At 60.9% G+C, this 17,285-nt stretch carries 15 protein-coding genes; 7 read left to right on the plus strand and 8 right to left on the minus strand.

The features are described from left to right. Positions 1-5 precede the first annotated feature (5 nt). From AC07OG_RS18155 to speB, 3 genes are all read right to left on the minus strand, one after another. Positions 6-185 (minus strand): hypothetical protein, encoded by a 180-nt coding sequence (locus AC07OG_RS18155; protein WP_495067678.1) that lies wholly within the window; start codon positions 183-185, stop codon positions 6-8. A 25-nt stretch (positions 186-210) separates the two neighbouring features. Then, complete coding sequence (locus tag AC07OG_RS18160) at positions 211-1,722, minus strand: aldehyde dehydrogenase family protein (RefSeq protein ID WP_495067679.1); 1,512 nt, start codon at positions 1,720-1,722, stop codon at positions 211-213. A gap of 69 nt (positions 1,723-1,791) precedes the next feature. Next, on the minus strand, positions 1,792-2,793 hold the full coding sequence (gene speB / locus AC07OG_RS18165) for an agmatinase (protein ID WP_495067680.1): 1,002 nt from the start codon (positions 2,791-2,793) through the stop codon (positions 1,792-1,794). Between the two features lie 151 nt (positions 2,794-2,944). Here speB and AC07OG_RS18170 point away from each other — a divergent pair, with 151 nt between their 5' ends. From AC07OG_RS18170 to AC07OG_RS18200, 7 genes are all read left to right on the plus strand, one after another. Beyond that, entirely contained in the window at positions 2,945-3,859 is a 915-nt protein-coding gene (locus tag AC07OG_RS18170; protein WP_495067681.1) for a LysR family transcriptional regulator, read from the plus strand. 68 nt (positions 3,860-3,927) lie between these two features. Continuing rightward, positions 3,928-5,436, plus strand: coding sequence for a transcriptional regulator GcsR (gene gcsR / locus AC07OG_RS18175; RefSeq protein ID WP_495067682.1), 1,509 nt, complete (start codon positions 3,928-3,930; stop codon positions 5,434-5,436). Positions 5,437-5,877: 441 nt separating this feature from the next. Further along, positions 5,878-6,261: a glycine cleavage system protein GcvH gene (gcvH, locus tag AC07OG_RS18180; protein WP_495067683.1), complete on the plus strand. Its 384-nt coding sequence runs from the start codon at positions 5,878-5,880 to the stop codon at positions 6,259-6,261. A gap of 41 nt (positions 6,262-6,302) precedes the next feature. Then, the gene (gene glyA, locus AC07OG_RS18185) at positions 6,303-7,559 is read left to right on the plus strand and encodes a serine hydroxymethyltransferase (RefSeq protein ID WP_495067684.1); all 1,257 of its coding nucleotides are present in this window, start codon (positions 6,303-6,305) and stop codon (positions 7,557-7,559) included. Between the two features lie 159 nt (positions 7,560-7,718). Beyond that, positions 7,719-8,711, plus strand: coding sequence for a lipoyl synthase (gene lipA, locus AC07OG_RS18190; RefSeq protein WP_495067685.1), 993 nt, complete (start codon positions 7,719-7,721; stop codon positions 8,709-8,711). Positions 8,712-8,742: 31 nt separating this feature from the next. Further along, positions 8,743-9,510: a M15 family metallopeptidase gene (locus AC07OG_RS18195; RefSeq protein ID WP_495067686.1), complete on the plus strand. Its 768-nt coding sequence runs from the start codon at positions 8,743-8,745 to the stop codon at positions 9,508-9,510. Further along, on the plus strand, positions 9,507-10,223 hold the full coding sequence (locus AC07OG_RS18200; protein WP_495067687.1) for a L,D-transpeptidase family protein: 717 nt from the start codon (positions 9,507-9,509) through the stop codon (positions 10,221-10,223). Before AC07OG_RS18195 ends, AC07OG_RS18200 begins: the two co-directional genes overlap by 4 nt. A gap of 431 nt (positions 10,224-10,654) precedes the next feature. On the opposite strand, the gene AC07OG_RS18205 is transcribed toward AC07OG_RS18200, so the two are convergent. The 5 genes from AC07OG_RS18205 to AC07OG_RS18225 all read right to left on the minus strand — a co-directional run bounded on the left by AC07OG_RS18205 (position 10,655) and on the right by AC07OG_RS18225 (position 17,285). Then, positions 10,655-12,043, minus strand: a complete 1,389-nt coding sequence (locus tag AC07OG_RS18205) for a purine-cytosine permease family protein (RefSeq protein ID WP_060543593.1) — start codon at positions 12,041-12,043, stop codon at positions 10,655-10,657. A gap of 46 nt (positions 12,044-12,089) precedes the next feature. After that, a complete protein-coding gene (locus AC07OG_RS18210; protein ID WP_218424986.1) occupies positions 12,090-12,830 on the minus strand; it encodes a TorF family putative porin in 741 nt (246 codons plus the stop codon). Between the two features lie 109 nt (positions 12,831-12,939). Beyond that, positions 12,940-14,682 (minus strand): amidohydrolase, encoded by a 1,743-nt coding sequence (locus tag AC07OG_RS18215; RefSeq protein ID WP_495067688.1) that lies wholly within the window; start codon positions 14,680-14,682, stop codon positions 12,940-12,942. A gap of 299 nt (positions 14,683-14,981) precedes the next feature. Next, positions 14,982-16,124: an RHS repeat-associated core domain-containing protein gene (locus AC07OG_RS18220; protein WP_082457617.1), complete on the minus strand. Its 1,143-nt coding sequence runs from the start codon at positions 16,122-16,124 to the stop codon at positions 14,982-14,984. A gap of 138 nt (positions 16,125-16,262) precedes the next feature. Next, positions 16,263-17,285 carry a helix-turn-helix transcriptional regulator gene (locus AC07OG_RS18225; RefSeq protein WP_218424987.1) on the minus strand — a complete coding sequence of 341 codons (1,023 nt, stop codon included), beginning with the start codon at positions 17,283-17,285 and terminating at the stop codon, positions 16,263-16,265.

The raw sequence follows: 17,285 nt of genomic DNA on the forward strand, positions 1-17,285 counted from the left end.
GACTCTTATTGTTGGAAGATCATGACGAAAAAACCGCGATTCTCCGGGTGAACGACGCCCGGGCGCATCCTTGCCGTTCTCGATTCGATGGTTGGCCCTGTAGGAGCGAGCATGCTCGCGATGAACTCAAGGACACCGCTGGGTGTCAGGCTGTCAGCGTTATAGTTGACGTCCATCGCGAGCATGCTCGCTCCTACAAGGGGACTACCGTCAGGCTGGCAGCGTGATCCACACCGCCTTGGTTTCGAGCAGGTAGTCGAGCTGCTCGGCGCCCAGGTCCTTGCCGAACCCGGACTGTTTGTAGCCACCGAACGGCATCGATGGATCGAGGGTGCCGTGGGCGTTGACGTAGACCGAGCCTGCCTTCAGGCGGGGGATCAGGCTGTGCACCTTGCCCAGGTCGTTGGAATACAGCGCTGCGGCCAGGCCATATTGCGAGTCGTTGGCCAGGGCCAGCGCTTGCTCTTCGTCGTCGAACGGTGCAGTGACCAGCACCGGGCCGAAGATCTCTTCCTGGACGATGCGCATGTCGTTGCGGCAGTTGGCGAAGATGGTCGGCTCGACGAAGAAGCCCGGGCCATCGACCGGTTGGCCGCCGTAGACCAGTTGCGCGCCTTCCTGCTTGCCGGTTTCGATGTACTCGGTCACGCGCTGCTTTTGCAGGGCCGAAACCAGCGGGCCGATGAAGCACTCAGGGTCCAGGCCCGGAGCGATCTTCAGGGTGCGGGTGTAGGCGATCAGCTCGCCCAGGAATTGCTCGTAGACGCTGCTATGAATATAAGCCCGTGTACCGGCGTCGCATACCTGTCCCGAGTTGAAAAACACACCGTTTGCGACCGCTTGGGCGGCAGCTGGAATATCCGCATCGGCGAAGACAATGACCGGTGATTTGCCGCCGAGCTCGAGGGTCAGTCGCTTCATTTCGTCCACTGCCGCCTGGCCGACGGTGCGGCCTACGGGAGTCGATCCGGTGAAGGTCAGTTTGTCGATGCCCGGGTGCGTAGCCATGGCCGCGCCAACCACACTGCCGCGCCCGGTGACGATGTTGATCACGCCGTCAGGGATGCCCGCTTCCTGCACCAGTTCGGCAAAGCGCAGGGCCGACAGCGAGGTCAGTTCGGCGGGTTTGACCACCACGGTGCAACCGGTGGCCAGGGCGGCACCGAGCTTCCACGCCATGGTCTGCAGCGGGAAATTCCACGGCACGATGGCGCCGACCACCCCGACCGCTTCCTTGCGGGTATAGGCCAGGTAATTGCCCGGCAGCGAGGGCTCAACGGTGCGCCCGTGAAGCTTGGTGGCCCAACCGGCGAAGTAGCGCAAGGTATCAACGGTGCCCTGGATATCGACATCCTTGGCAAAGGCCACGGATTTGCCCATGTCGATCGATTCGATTTCGGCCAGTTCTGCGGCGTTCTGTTCGATCAGGTCGGCCAGGCGCTGCATCATGCGCTCGCGTTCCGCCGGTTTCGCCTGACGCCAGGCGCCGCCGTCGAACTGGGCGCGGGCGGCTTGCACGGCGCGGTCCAGGTCATCGGTGGTGCCCATGGGAATGCGCGTGATCAGGCCTTCGGTGGATGGCTCGATGACATCGGAAGTCTGGCCGTCGCTGGCCTCGACCCAGGCACCACCGATGAACATTTTCTGGACCTTGCTGAGGAAGGTCTGGGTGGCTTCACTGACGCCGAATTTTTGCAGGTAACTTTTGACGATCGTGTCCATTTTTTATTCTCTCTGCCCGGCAGTCAGGTGCTGCCGGGGCTTTGTGGTTTCGATGTTCAGGCTCAGCTCTTAAGCCAGCGTCGTTTCGCTCTCGGCGGCTGCCCGTACCAGGCCACGCTCGTGGAAGATGAAGCCGATGCTGTTGAGCAGCAGTTGCGCAGCGAGAATCGAGGTCATGCCGGTCGGGTCGTACACCGGTGCGACTTCCACCAGGTCCATGCCGACGATGTTGCCTTTGCTGCGCTTGGCCAGGGCCTGGATGATTTCCAGCACTTCGTAGTAGAGGAAACCGCCGTGGCTCGGGGTGCCGGTGCCAGGGGCGATGGACGGGTCGAAACCGTCGATGTCGATGGTGATGTAGTAGTTGATGTTCTGCGGGATCAGCGCCAGCACGCCTTCCACGCCGAGGCGGCGTACGTCACGCACCGAGAGGATCTTCGAACCGGCTTCGTGGGCGGCTTCATAGTCATCGCGATTGGACGACGAGACGTTGCGGATGCCCATCTGGGTCATGCCGACAATGTGGTTCATTTCCGACGCGCGACGCAGCGGGTTGCCGTGGCCGTAGCGTACGCCGTGGCGTTCGTCGACGAAATCGAGGTGGGCGTCGAAGTGGATGATGTGGATCGGGCCGCGGCCTTCAAAGGCCTTGATCACCGGCGCGTGCACCGAGTGGTCGCCGCCGAGTACCACCGGCATCACGCCAGCATCGAGGATCTTGCGCACGGCGTATTCGGTGTTCTGGTTACTGGTTTGCATGTCGGTGTGGACGATGTCGGCATCACCGACGTCGACCATGCGCACGTCGGACGCGGTCAGGTACATGACGTCATCTTCGTGGTCGTAGGCGCCGGCATGGCCGAAGGAAAACAGCGTCGATGCTTCACGAATCCCGCGTGGCCCGAAGCGTGCGCCGGAGCGCCACTGGGTGCCCATGTCGTTGGGCACGCCAAGCACCGCGACGTCGGCGTCCAGGGCATCCCAATCGGTGCACACCGGGGATTTGCCAAAGGTGCAGTGACCTACGAACGGCAGGTTCAGGCGACCGGATTCATAACCGTTATTCGACATTTCAAGCCTCTCCACTTCTTGTTATCGGCTTGGCGGACTGCAAGGCGACCGCCGTTGGAGTGACTATGGGCGCAGGTTTTCGTGGAAAAAATGCTAAACATCAGATACTCATATCGGCATAACCGATGCATCCACACGCCGGAGGTCCCAGGTGATCCAGCTGCACGATGTCGATCTGAAACTGCTCAGGGTGTTCGCCACGATTGTCCGCTGCGGCGGTTTCTCGGCCGCGCAGGCGGCCTTGAACGCCGGGCAGTCGACCATCAGCGAACAGATGACCCATCTGGAAACCCGGCTCGGGGTCAAACTCTGCCAGCGCGGGCGCAGTGGCTTTCGCTTGACCGAGCAAGGCGTGGCGATTCATGAAGCCACCCAGCGCCTGCTCTCGGCGGTGGAAAACTTCTGCATGGACGCCGATGTGCTCAAGCAGCACATCAGCGGCAAGCTCAATCTGGGGATCATCGACACCACCATCACCGACCCCGAGTCGCCGATCCCGCGCACTACCCAACGCTTCGTCTCCCGGGGTCATGACGTGCACCTGAACGTGTACGTCGGCACCCCGGCGGAACTCGAAGAACGGGTGCTCGACGGCCGCTTGCACCTGGCCATCGGGCACTTTCCGATCCATGTGCCGGGGCTGCTGCAATCGCCGCTGTACCAGGAAGCGCTCGGTTTGTATTGCGGCCGGCGGCACCCGTTGTACGGCAGCGAGGCTGAAGGCCAGGAGCTACTCGAAGAGGTCGCTGCGGGGCGGATCGTGGTGCGCGGCTACATGCAGCAATACGACCTCGAGCACCTGGGCGTGAGCAAGGCCGCCGCCACGGTGGACAACATCGAAGCCACGGCAATCCTGATCATTTCCGGCGCCTACCTGGGCTTCCTGCCCGAGCACTTCGCCGCGCAATGGGTCAAGAGCGGCGAGATGCACCAGCTTGCCCCCGCCAGCCTGCGCCTGAAGTCTCCGTTCGATGTGATCACCCGACGTGGCGTCGCCCCGCCGCCGATCCTGCAAGCCTTCCTCGAAGACCTGGCGGCCAGCTCGCGCAAAACCGCCAACGGCTGACGTGACGCTCGCCAAAAGGAAAATTGGCCGGGCATACTGATTGGGTCCGCCAACCTTGCAGGCCCGTCATGCGCATTCACGTTACCTTCATCGACCGCGTCGGTATTACCCAGGAAGTGCTGGCCCTGCTCGGCGGGCGCAGTTTCAACCTGGATGCGGTGGAAATGGTGCCGCCGAACGTTTACATCGACGCGCCGACCCTCGGCGCCGAGGTGCTGGAAGAGTTACGCGAGGCGCTGTTCGGTGTGCGTGGCGTGCAAGCGGTGACCATGGTCGACATCCTTCCGGGACAACGCCGGCGCCTTCAACTGGATGCGTTGCTGGCGGCCAGTTCCGACCCGGTGCTGGCCGTCGATGATCGCGGCCATGTGCTGCTGGCCAACCCGGCGCTGATCGCCCTCTGCGGTCGGGAACCGGCCGGAGAACCGCTGACGGCACTGTTCGATGATGCCGATTTGCAGCGCAATCTGATCGAACACGGCTTTCGCCTGCCGATGCACGAGGTCAGCCTGGGTGGCCAGACCTTGCTCCTCGATGCGATGCCCGTCACCGACGCCGGCGCCCTGCTCACGCTGTATCAGCCCAGCCGTATCGGCGAACGCCTGTCGGCGCTGCACCATGATCACGCCGAAGGCTTCGATGCACTGCTCGGCGAATCGCCACCGATTCGTGCGCTCAAGGCCCGGGCGCAGCGAGTGGCGGCGCTCGATGCACCGTTGTTGATCCAGGGTGAAACCGGCACCGGCAAGGAGCTGGTGGCCCGCGCCTGCCACGCCATCAGCCCGCGTCACGACGCGCCCTTTCTGGCCCTGAACTGCGCCGCGCTGCCGGAGAGCCTGGCCGAGAGCGAACTGTTCGGCTACGCCCCCGGCGCCTTCACCGGCGCGCAACGGGGTGGCAAGCTCGGCCTGTTGGAACTGGCCGACCAGGGCACGGTGTTCCTTGATGAAGTGGGGGAAATGTCGCCGTACCTGCAAGCCAAGTTGCTACGTTTTTTGAGCGACGGATGCTTCCGCCGGGTGGGTGGCGACAAGGAGGTCCGGGTCAATGTGCGGGTGCTCAGTGCGACCCACCGCGACCTGGAAAAAATGGTCGCCGAAGGACGTTTTCGCGAAGATCTGTTCTACCGCCTCAACGTGCTCAACCTGCAGGTTCCACCATTGCGCGAGCGCGGCCACGACATTCTGCTGATGGCCAATCACTTCATGCAGCAGGCCTGCGCGCAGATCCAGCGTCCGATGTGTCGCCTGGCGCCGAGTACCTTTTCCGCCCTGCTCGGCAACCGCTGGCCGGGCAATGTGCGGCAACTGCAGAACGTGATCTTTCGCGCGGCGGCCATTTGCGAAAATCCGCTGGTGGACATCGACGACCTCGACATCGCCCGCACCGCCGTGGAGCGACAGAATGATGGTGAAGTCGGCAGTCTGGAAGAAGCGGTTGGCGGCTTTGAAAAGAACCTGTTGGAGCAGTTGTATCGCAGTTATCCGTCCAGCCGTTTGCTCGCAGCGCGGTTGCAGACATCCCATAGCGCAATCGCCATTCGCCTGCGCAAATACGGCATCCCCGGCAAGGCCTGAGTTCTCTGTCGGGACAGATTGTCGCCGCCAACACAATTCCACAGTGGGAGCGGGCTTGCTCGCGAATGCTGGGTGTAAGTCACTATTGATTTGACTGACACCCCGCATTCGCGAGCAAGCCCGCTCCCACTGTGGAATGAGCCGTGCCCGTGCCCGCGCTCTGCGTTCGCAAATCGCTACAGCGTAGCGAAATCAAGACACCCTCTTCCCTGCCAGCAATCACGCTGCTTGCCTCCAGAGCTTGACCTGTCTGTATTGATTTCAATACAACATAATTGACCGTCCTTTTTAAATAACTGACAACTCATTGATTTAAAACAATAAACAAACATTGGCACCACCCTTGCTATCTCAACCTCAGCCCGCTCGTTGCCTCGCCACGAGCCCGTCAATCGCCATCCGCCACCTGCAGCGGATGAGTCAGAACAATGAGGAATTGAGATGAGCGAATTGCGTTTTACCGTCGATCACGAATGGTTGCGCCTCGAAAGCAATGGCCTGATTACCGTGGGCATTACCGCGTTTGCCCAGCAGGCGCTGGGGGATGTGGTGTTCGTTCAGGTGCCTGAACCAGGCGCCTTCGAAGCTGGCGCTGAAGTGTCGGTACTGGAATCGGTGAAAGCCGCCAGCAGTATCGGCATGCCGCTCGATGGTGAGGTTGTCGACGTCAACGCAACGCTGGAAAACACCCCTGAACTGGTCAACGAAGATCCACTGGGCGAAGGCTGGTTCTTTCGTTTCAAGCCGGTCGATGTCGAGGCGTTGAGCGATTTACTGGATCAAGACGCCTATGAACGCCTGACCGCCGAACACGCAGACGCTTGAAAACCCTTCACCATTTCCCGAATACGCAAAAGGACCCCACCATGTTCAGCAAACACGACCAGATCAAAGGCTACGACGACGAACTGCTGGCGGCGATGAACGCCGAGGATGCACGACAGGAACACCATATCGAGCTGATTGCCTCGGAGAACTACACCAGCCAACGGGTGATGCAGGCCCAAGGCAGCGGCCTGACCAACAAGTACGCCGAAGGCTATCCGGGCAAGCGTTACTACGGCGGCTGCGAACACGTCGATGTGGTCGAGCAACTGGCCATCGACCGTGCCAGACAGCTGTTCGGCGCCGACTACGCCAACGTACAGCCGCACTCCGGCAGCCAGGCCAACGCGGCGGTGTATCTGGCCCTGCTGCAAGCCGGTGACACCGTGCTGGGCATGAGCCTGGCCCATGGCGGCCACTTGACCCACGGCGCCAAGGTGAGCTTCTCCGGCAAGCTCTACAGCGCGGTGCAGTACGGTATCGACACGGCCACCGGCCTGATCGATTACGACGAAGTCGAGCGCCTCGCGGTCGAGCACCAGCCGAAGATGATCATCGCCGGGTTTTCCGCGTACTCCAAGACCCTGGACTTCCCACGCTTCCGGCAGATTGCCGACAAGGTCGGCGCTTACTTCTTCGTCGACATGGCCCACGTCGCTGGCCTGGTGGCGACCGGTCTGTACCCCAATCCTCTGCCATACGCCGACGTGGTTACTACCACGACCCACAAGACCCTGCGCGGCCCTCGCGGTGGCCTGATTCTGGCCAGGGCCAACCCGGAACTGGAGAAAAAGCTCAACGCTGCGGTATTCCCCGGTGGCCAGGGCGGCCCGCTGATGCACGTGATCGCGGCCAAGGCCGTGTGTTTCAAGGAGGCGCTGGAGCCGGCGTTCAAGACCTATCAGGCGCAGGTGATCCGCAATGCCCAGGCCATGGCCAAGGTCTTTATCGAGCGGGGCTATGACGTGGTCTCCGGTGGCACCGACAACCATCTGTTCCTGGTCAGCCTGATCCGCCAGGGCCTGACCGGCAAAGACGCCGACGCGGCCCTGGGGCGTGCCGGCATCACCGTGAACAAGAACGCCGTGCCGAACGACCCGCAGTCACCCTTCGTGACTTCCGGCTTGCGCATCGGCACCCCGGCGATTACCAGCCGTGGTTTCAAGGAAGCGCAAAGCATTGCCCTGGCCGGCTGGATCTGCGACATCCTCGACCACCTCGGCGATGCCGGTGTAGAAGCCAGGGTCGCACAGCAAGCGGCGGCCATGTGTTCTGATTTCCCGGTCTACCGCGACTGAGCACCACAGCACAAAACCCTGTGGGAGCGGGCTTGCTCGCGAAGGCGGTGTGCCAGTCACCATAGATATCGACTGACACTCCCTCTTCGCGAGCAAGCCCGCTCCCACAGGGTCCGTGACTGCACTCACCTCTTCCCACTCGACCAATAGAAAATACCCATGAGTACACCTGTGGAATCAGTCGCAAACAGCCCGGCCAAAGTAGAAGTCGGCACCAAACTGCGCGGCGCAGAAAAAGTCGCGCGGATTCCGGTGAAGATCATCCCCACCGACGAGTTCCCGCGCAAACCCGACTGGATTCGCGTGCGCATGCCGATCTCTCCCGAAGTCGAGCGCATCAAGCAACTGTTGCGCAAACACAAGCTGCACAGCGTCTGCGAAGAAGCCTCGTGCCCGAACCTGGGCGAATGTTTCTCCGGGGGCACCGCGACCTTCATGATCATGGGCGATATCTGCACCCGCCGCTGTCCGTTTTGCGATGTCGGCCATGGCCGGCCCAAACCGCTGGATACCAACGAGCCGATGAACCTGGCCGTGGCCATCGCCGAACTGCGCCTGAAATACGTGGTGATCACCTCGGTCGATCGCGATGACCTGCGCGATGGCGGCGCCCAACATTTTGTCGATTGCCTGCGGGAAATCCGCAAGCTGTCGCCGGGGGTGCAGCTGGAAACCCTGGTGCCTGACTATCGCGGGCGCATGGACGTGGCGCTGGCAATCACCGCCAGCGAACCACCGGATGTGTTCAACCACAACCTCGAAACCGTGCCGCGCCTGTACAAGGCCGCACGGCCGGGATCGGACTTCGAGTGGTCGTTGGACTTGCTGCACAAATTCAAGCAAGCAGTGCCCGGGGTGCCGACCAAATCCGGGCTGATGCTCGGCCTGGGCGAAACCGACGAGGAAGTCATCGAAGTCATGCAGCGCATGCGCGAGCACGAGATCGACATGCTGACCCTGGGGCAGTACCTGCAGCCGTCGCGCAGTCACCTGCCGGTCCAGCGCTTCGTACATCCCGACACCTTCGCCTGGTTCGCCGCGGAAGGCATGCGCATGGGCTTCAAGAATGTCGCGTCCGGCCCGCTGGTGCGCTCGTCCTACCATGCCGATCAACAACTTCATGGAGGTGCAGACGGTTTCAAGCCATCATGAGCAGACTGCTCCTGCCCTGAGGCCCTTGCCGATGTCTTCAGCCGCCCGTTCACGTCCGTTATTGTTGCTGTGCCTGAGCCTCGCCCTGCCGTGCCTGGCCGACGAGCCAAAGCCCGGCCATATGGTGTATTTGCGCTCGGTCGCCCCAAGCATTGTGCAGGACATCCGTTACGCCAGCGCCCACAACTTCACCGGGCACCCACTCGACGGCTACCAGGCGCCGCAGTGCCTGCTGTCCCTGGACGCTGCCCAGGCGCTGGCCCGGGTGCAGACGGCGCTGCAAGCCCAGGGTTACGGACTGAAAGTCTTCGACTGCTACCGACCGACCCGGGCCGTGGCGGACATGGGACGCTTCGCCACGCAGCCGGGTGACCCGTTGAAAACCGAGTTCTACCCGACCCTGGACAAGAAAGATTTCTGGCGCCTGGGCTATGTAGCCCGGGTGTCGAATCATTCCCGGGGCAACACTGTCGACCTGACCCTGACCGGGCCCGACGCCCTGCCCGCCGCAGCCTGGACGCCGGCTGCCACGCCTGTCGATTGCACCGCCCCTTACGGCCAGCGCTGGCGCGACGGCGCGCTCGACATGGGCACCGGCTTCGACTGCTTCGATGTACGCGCGCACACCGACTCGGCGCTGATCGGCGCGACGGCCAAAGCCAACCGCCAACGGCTCAATAGCGCCATGGAAAAAGAGGGTTTCAGCGGTTATTCGGCCGAGTGGTGGCACTTCACCTACCGCGCAGATGCGCCGAAGCCGGACGTCATGGATTTCCCCATTACGCCGCCCGCGCCATGAACAAACTGGTCAGCATCCTGTTGCTGTTGTCTTTTCCATTGGCGGCCATGGCCCAAGGGCTGGACGACAGCGAACAACTGATCGTGGTCACCAGCAAAAACTGGGATGACCTCCAGGGCAGTGCCCAGCGCTATGAACGGCGTGGCAAGGTCTTCGAAAAGTTTGCAGCACCTTTTGCGGTGGTGCTCGGCAAAAACGGCATGGGCTGGGGCAAGGGCTTGCTCGACATTGAGCAAAACACCGGGCCGGTTAAACAGGAAGGCGACGGCAAAGCCCCGGCCGGGATGTTCAGGCTGGGCAGCGCGTTTGGCTACGCCGGCACGGCTGTGACCAAGCTGCCCTACCTGCCCCTGGCGTCGACCATCGAGTGCGTGGACGACAGCGCCTCGGCACGCTACAACCAACTGGTCGACGGTGCTGCGGTCACCAGGGACTGGCACAGTTCCGAACGCATGCGCCGCAGCGATGAGCTGTATCGACAAGGCATCTTCATCGAACACAACACCCCGGCCTCGCCCACCGCCGGCTCGTGCATTTTCTTCCACATCTGGCGCGGCCCCACCGCGCCTACCCGCGGCTGCACCGCCATGGACCCGGCCGATATCGCCCGTTTGTTCGAGTGGCTGGACCCGAAAAAATCACCCGTGCTAGTGCAACTGCCCGAGGCGCAGTACGAGCAGTTGCGCGAAGTCTGGAAGCTCCCCGAGCGCTGAACAGGACGCTGAGCGGGTTTGCCTGTGGCGAAAGGCTGCCTGAGAAAGTGGAGCTTTTGTGGCGAACGGGCTTTTGTGGCGAGGGGGCTTGCCCCCGTTGGGTCGCGCAGCGACCCCAAAAAACTTGGGCCTGCTACGCAGTCCAGCGGGGGCAAGCCCCCTCGCCACAATTGCGCGAAGACTGGAAGCTTCCCGAGCGCTGAACAGGACGCTGAGCGGACTTGCCTGTGGTGAAGCGCTGCCTGAGATAATGGAGTTTTTGTGGCGAACAGGCTTTTGTGGCGAGGGGGCTTGCCCCCGTTGGGTCGCGCAGCGGCCCCAAAAAACTTGGGCCTGCTGCGCAGTCCAGCGGGGGCAAGCCCCCTCGCCACAGGCAAGCCCCCTCGCCACAGGCAGCCCCTGACTACAAGAGCTAGCCGTGCTTGCCGGTATTAACCGCGCTCGACCGCCACGGCAGCCATCGATGGCTTGGCCAGCGCGTAATAGATCACACCCGGCACCAGCAGCCCGACGATCCAGGAAATATCCACGCCGCCCAACTGCGCAACCATCGGCCCGGAGTAGAAATGGGTGTCGACAAAGGGCAACTGGATCAACACGCCGATCACGTACACGCTGATCCCCAGCACGTTCCAGCGACCGTAGCGCCCGTTCGGGTCGGACAGTGCCGCAATGTCGTAACGCTCCTTGTTGATGAAGTAGTAATCCACCAGGTTGATCGCGCTCCACGGGGTGAAGAACGTCAGCAAAAACAGGATGAAGTACTTGAACGAGTTGAGGAACGAGTACTGCCCCAGCAATGCCAGCGCGGTGGACGCCGCGACGATCAGCAGCACAAACAGCATGCGCTGGCGGGCGGTGATTTCCAGGCGACGACGAAAGCCACTGATGATGGTGGCGATGCACATGAAACTGCCGTAGGCGTTGAGGGTGGACACTGTGACCTTGCCGAACACGATGCTCAGGTACAGCAAGGACGCGATCACACCGCTACTGCCCAGACCGACAATGGTCGCCACTTCGTGTCCACGGAAACTGGCCCCTGCCAATGCGGCGGCGAACACCCCCAGCACCATCGAAGTCTGAGCCCCCAGCACTGTGCCGAGGCCCACGGCGGTAAAGGTTTTCCAGGACGAAGTCTTGCTCGGCAGGTAGCGCGAGTAGTCCGCCACGTAGGGGCCGAAGGCGATCTGCCAGGATGCCGAGAGCGAAACCGCCAGCAGGAAGGTGCTCCAGCCAAAATGACGATTGTCGAGCAGCAGCCCGATGTCGTTGAGGCTCATCAACCGGGTGAACAGATAGGCGAAGGCGATGATGCCCAGCACGCTGGTCACTCGCCCGACCAGGTGAATCACCCGATAACCGAAGATCGTCAGGAACGCGATGCTCGCCGCGAAGATCAGGATGCCGGTGCTGTCGCTGACACTGATCAACTGCGCGATCGCCTGCCCCGACAGCACCGCGCCAGTGGCGCTGAAACCCAGGTACATCAGGCACACCAGGACAATCGGGATCGCCGCGCCATACACGCCGAATTGCACGCGGCTGGAGATCATCTGCGGTAAACCGAGCTTCGGCCCTTGCGCTGCGTGAAGCGCCACCACGGCACCGCCGAGCACTTGCCCGATCAGCAAGCCGATCAGCGACCAGAACACATCGCCGCCCAGCACCACGGCCAAGGCGCCGGTGACGATGGCGGTGATTTGCAGGTTGGCGCCGAGCCACAGGGTGAACTGGCTGTAGAGACTGCCGTGTCGCTCAGCCTCGGGAATGAAATCGATCGAGCGGGTCTCGATCAGGGGACTGCGTTGCGCACTCATGACGGTGTTTCCTTTGTGGAACTGTTTTTGTTGTCAGGGACGGAATTTAAAAGGTCTTGGTTGCGCTGGCTACGACCGTTGCCGAGCAAAGGTCGTTATAGCCGTACCAACTGCTGCACTCGCTTTTCGACAGGTCAGTGTCGACATAGCTCAGCCCCCAGGTCACGCCGACGAAGTCGCGGGTCAGCTTGGCTTCCCACTCGTAGTAAGACTCACGGCTATCGCCACTGGCGGACCAGAACGCGGGGTCATTCACATCGTTGCGCCCAAAGCGCAGGTCCAGGCCGACTTCGGCCGGCAAATCGATTTTGTAGCCCAGGTAGGTGTAAAGGGTGTCCTGGTCCTCGCCGAAGAAGTTCGGCGTGTCCTTGGAGTAATAGGCACCCAGCTTTACGCCGTACAGGTCGAGGACGGCGTAGACCTCGCTGAGGTTGAATTCGGCATTTTTCGGGTAGTCGTACTTGATGTAACCCAGATCCAGGCTGATGGCGTCCGTGGCCTGCCAGTAGTAACCGGCGTAGTACTCAAGTTCCTGACGAGTGTCGAAGCCGCCGCCGAAATCGACGTTGGAGGTCCAGGCGCCAATGTACAGGCCGCTGCTGTGCAGCAGCGTTGCGCCGCCCTGCACTGCCGGATCCCCCAGAGTCTGCGAGATGCCCCGGGTGCGGTAATCGCTGACGACGCCCAGGGTCATCTCCAGGCTGAAATCATCGTTGAGGGTCAGGGCCTGGCTGGTCAAGGGGGCCAGCGCGAGTGCTGCGAGGGTCAATGCTGAAAGTGCGTTCATACAGTTCTCTTGTTGTTATGGCGTACGGGGAATTTCAGGCATGGCCAAGCCAGGCCCCTCGCGCTACGAGGGGCTGGCCGTTTTTTTAAAAGTGTCGGGTGTACGCAGGTCAGGACGCGGGGGCGTAGACCTGCTTACCGGCGAAGAAGGTGTTCAGGACTTTTGTTTCGAACAGTTCGTCATCGCTGACCTTGAACACGTCGCGGTCGAGGATGATCAGGTCGGCCTGCTTGCCCGGTGCCAGCGAACCGATCTGCTGCTCCAGGCGCAGGGTTTTCGCCGCGTTGATGGTGTAGGCGTAGAACATGGTCTGACGGTCGATGCTTTCCTTGGCATTGAGTACGCCCAACGGACCTTTGCGCGTGCTGGCCTGGGCAATGGCGTTGAACGGGTTGGCGCTCGACACCGGCCAGTCGCTGCCACCGGCAATCGTCGCGCCGGCGTTTTGCAAGGACCGCGCGGGATACTGGTAACCGTAGGCAAAGGCGCTGATGTAAGGCTTGACCAGTTCAACGGTGTAAGACTCGCCGGTGGCCCACAGAAGTTGCATCGAAGCGATCACGCCCAGTTCCTTGAAGCGTGGAAACTCCTTGGGATTGACCAGTTGCAGGTGCGCGACGCTGTGGGGTACGGGCGTCGGACTGAGCTTGCGCGCATACGCCACGCCATTGAGCGCTTCACGCACCGCGCGGTCGCCGACGGCGTGCATGTGCACGATCCAGCCGCGTTTTTCTGCCGCCACGACCAGTTCGCCGAAATGCGCCGGGTCGGTCAGCAGTTGACCGTCCTTGTGGCTGTTCTTGTACGGCACCACGACCGCCGCTGTTTGCCCCGGGAACTCGAGAATACCGTCGACAAATATCTTGACGCCGGGGAACGTCAGGTTAGGCACGCCCTCGAATTGCTTCATCACCGTGGCGATCACCTCCAGGTCGGCGGGTTTGCTCTTCGGATTGGTGACCATCAACGCGGCGACGTGGGCGCTGAGTTCGCCGTTCTGCGCCAGCTCCTTGTACAGCGGCAGCACGCCGACACTTTCGGCGGTGGCATGGAAGTCGAACAGCGAATCTTCACTGCCACCGTTCGCCGCCGCATCCATCCAGGCGGTGACACCGAATTGATTGTTGATCTTCACCGCCTCGCGAGCGGCCTTGAGCATGGCCTCCGGGCTGGGCGCCGGAATACCGTTGCGCACCACGTCCCAGCGCGATTCGGCGAAGTATCCGTTAGGGGTGAAGTCCGCTTCATGGCCGACGAAGCTGCGCTCTTTCTCCGGCAGGCTCTTGACCAGTGCCGCGTCGATGTTCAGACGCTTGAGCATCGCGTTGTTGGCCCAACCGGTGTGGCCGTCGATGCCGCCAAAGACAATCGGTTGATCCGCCCAGCGCCCCTGGTTGAACACTTTGCCGAGCTCACGGCTTTTCTCCCAGTAGGCCGAACTGACCCCGGCCACGCTGATCACATCACCGGACCGGGCACGCCCGGCCTTGTCTTCTTCGATCAGCCATTGCTCCAGTTCCGGCAAGGGTTTGACCTCGTCCAGCAGGTTGGCCTTCATGCTGTCGAAAGCGCCCGAGACGGGATGGCTGTGGGTATCGATCATGCCCGGCATCAACACTTTGCCCGCCAGGTCGATGCGCTGGGTACTGGCATCGGCCAGGGCATTGATTTCGGCATCGCTGCCCACTTTCAGAATCTTGCCGTCTTGCACCGCGACGGCCTGTACCAGTCCTTGACCGGGTTCGGCGGTGAATACCTTGCCGTTGAACAGCACAAGGTCCGCGGCCGCCATGGCGTGCACCGAGGACAAGGCCAGCGCGGCGGCCAACAGATTGGGAATGAATCGCTGCATCGGAACGCTCTCTGATTATTATTGGGCGAATCGGGAAGTAGCGGTTTGCGCAATGGCCTGCAGCGCCAGCTTGGCCAACACTGTTCCTATTGTTTTGAAACGGCCGCAAGCGACTGCGCAAGCCCTTGATTGACAGGGCCTACCCTATAGGGCGCAGCGTTGGAATGGACCTCTGCAAATGAGGAGGGTCGGGTAAATAGTATGGTTATGCAAAGGTGGCAACCCTCCGGCTCAAATTTGCACAAGTGGGTATAAAGCACTATTACTGGCGAGCCCGACCCTCCATTACTCTGAAAATTTCAGCGGAAAAAAAACTGAGGGTATCGCCGCTGTATTGCTGCTGGGGATACGCCCGGTATACGTCCAGACGTGATCCTACGAAGCAACTGGCTTGGCATAACACCTGGGATATCACCCCCCAGCCCGCTATCAATTCGCGCAAATACAAGGCTAGGTTCACGAATTCCATTAGTATTGGTCGTGGCTGGGTTCGGAACAGATAAATGATTGCTAATATTTCTTTGGGAACTTCGCTGATGCACATGGTGTACTTCTAGGTGCTGCGGATGTCGCGGGTTCATATAAATGCGATCAAGTTCTGAGCCTGGTGTAGCATCGAACAGTACTTGGGCTGGTGTTGGATCAAGCACTGTGCTGCGGGTCACGCCGGAGCTGTATTCTTGGTATCTGACTCCCGGTTCATCAGCGTACCTCGTTGAATAACTCCCTAGTTTATTGCCTGGTCCAGACATCGGATCGAGTGGGTTTATTGTGCGAATACCCAGTTCCTTGATCGCGGCTGGCCCGACAGAGTAATAATTATGCATTGACTCTCCGACTCGAACACGCAAGTTGGCTCTGACTTTCCCTAACCACCCCGAGACCAACGTTTTAACTCTGCTTGGCAAAATCATATGCCCAGTCGGATCGCTATTGTTGATCGGATCCCCCTGACAATAGGCATACCCATTCACTCCCCCCTTCCCAAACGGACTGAAACTGTCCGAACTGTTAAACCGCATCAACACCGGATTAAACGCCCGATACCCGTTGCCCAACAAATAGTGCCCAGTCAATGCATCCCGCCATTCGCCGTTGAATGCCAGCAGACTGGTAAACTCATCTCTACCAGAGCGATGGCCATAGGGCGTATAGGCACTGGCTTCGGGCGCATTGACATCAACGCTACGCAAAACCGAACGTTGCTGATCAGTGGCTATTAATATGGCTTCACGTATCGCGCCGTGAAATCGCTGTTGCGCCAACAACTGATCACCACTTTGGAACAGTGAATAGGTAACAGCTCCTTGTACTTCGGTAGACAAACGACTACGACAGTAAAAGCGCTTCCGCACGGAAATATCCGTCAGTGTATCGCTGGCAAGTCGATCCAATGCGTCGTACTGATATTTGCGCAGAATCGCTTCAGGTGGACAGGTCATGAGCGTCTACTCCTTCAGAACCAAAGCTGAAGGAGATGAGTATCAAATACTTTACCCACGACTGGAACTATCAGAACTGATAGGCAATTGGACTGATAAACCACAGAATCAATCGCAGCAGTTCACAATCCGCGACATTCAATCCTTGCGTGCAAACTCCGCTGGCGAGTTCGGTAAACGCAGCGCAGAGCCCAGCTCCACCTTGCTTTTCACCCCCAGCTGCAAGTAGCAATTGCGCAGGTAGGTGCGCACGGTGGCAGGGCTCAGGGCGAGTAGCTTGGCGATTTCCTTGTAGGAGTGGCCCGCGGCGAACAGCATGGCTGCGGTGCGCTCCCGCGGTGCCAGGCCCTCCCCGCCGGTGGGGGCTTCGAGGGACAGGATGACGTGTTCGGCGTTGGAGCTCAGGGTCAGCGCGCAGCGGCCCAAACGAGTCACGCAGGGTGCCTTGTGCAGTTGCGCGATCACCTGCGCCGGTAGCATCGAGCCGCTCCAGCCGGGTACCTCGCGCTGGATCGCGGCGCACAGGTGGGCGCCGACAAACAGCAGGCTGCCATCCCTGCGCGCGACACCGAAATCGCTGGCGCCGTTGCCGGTGTCGAAGCGAATCATGTCCTGCACCTGAAACCGCCATGACTGGAACAGGTGATCGCAGAAAGCCGAAAACAGCTGCGCCTCGATTTCATCGAAGGCCTGTTCGTGCTCGCCCCGGTAGAGACAGACGAAGAACATCAGACCGCTTTCAGGCAACTCGTAGGTGACGCACATCAGGTGAAAAAGATCGTAGCGCCGGGCGAAGTCGTTAACCGCTTCGCACGGGTCGTTGAAGCCGGTGTCGCGCAACACCTCGCCGGGTTGGCTCAGGGTGTCGTGGGAAAATTTGTCGTTGGCCGCCACTGGATGCCATTCGGCGGCAAAGGATTCGGGCAGGTTGATGCGCCCGTGCATCCAGCTTTGCGGGGGAACATCGACCCCCGGTGTGGACATTTCGCCCCACCAGGCAGAGGTGAAAGGCACAAGCTCTGCGAACGACTGCAGGCCATCGGCGATGAACCCGCAGGCACCGCCATCGCGCGCCAACTGGCCCAGGTGCAATACACAGCGGTTGAACGCCTTTAGCGTGGTCATTGGCATCGTTGCGCTGACCTTGTCACCCTCCCCCAT

The sequence above is a fragment of the Pseudomonas sp. GW821-FHT09H03 genome (assembly GCF_059415945.1).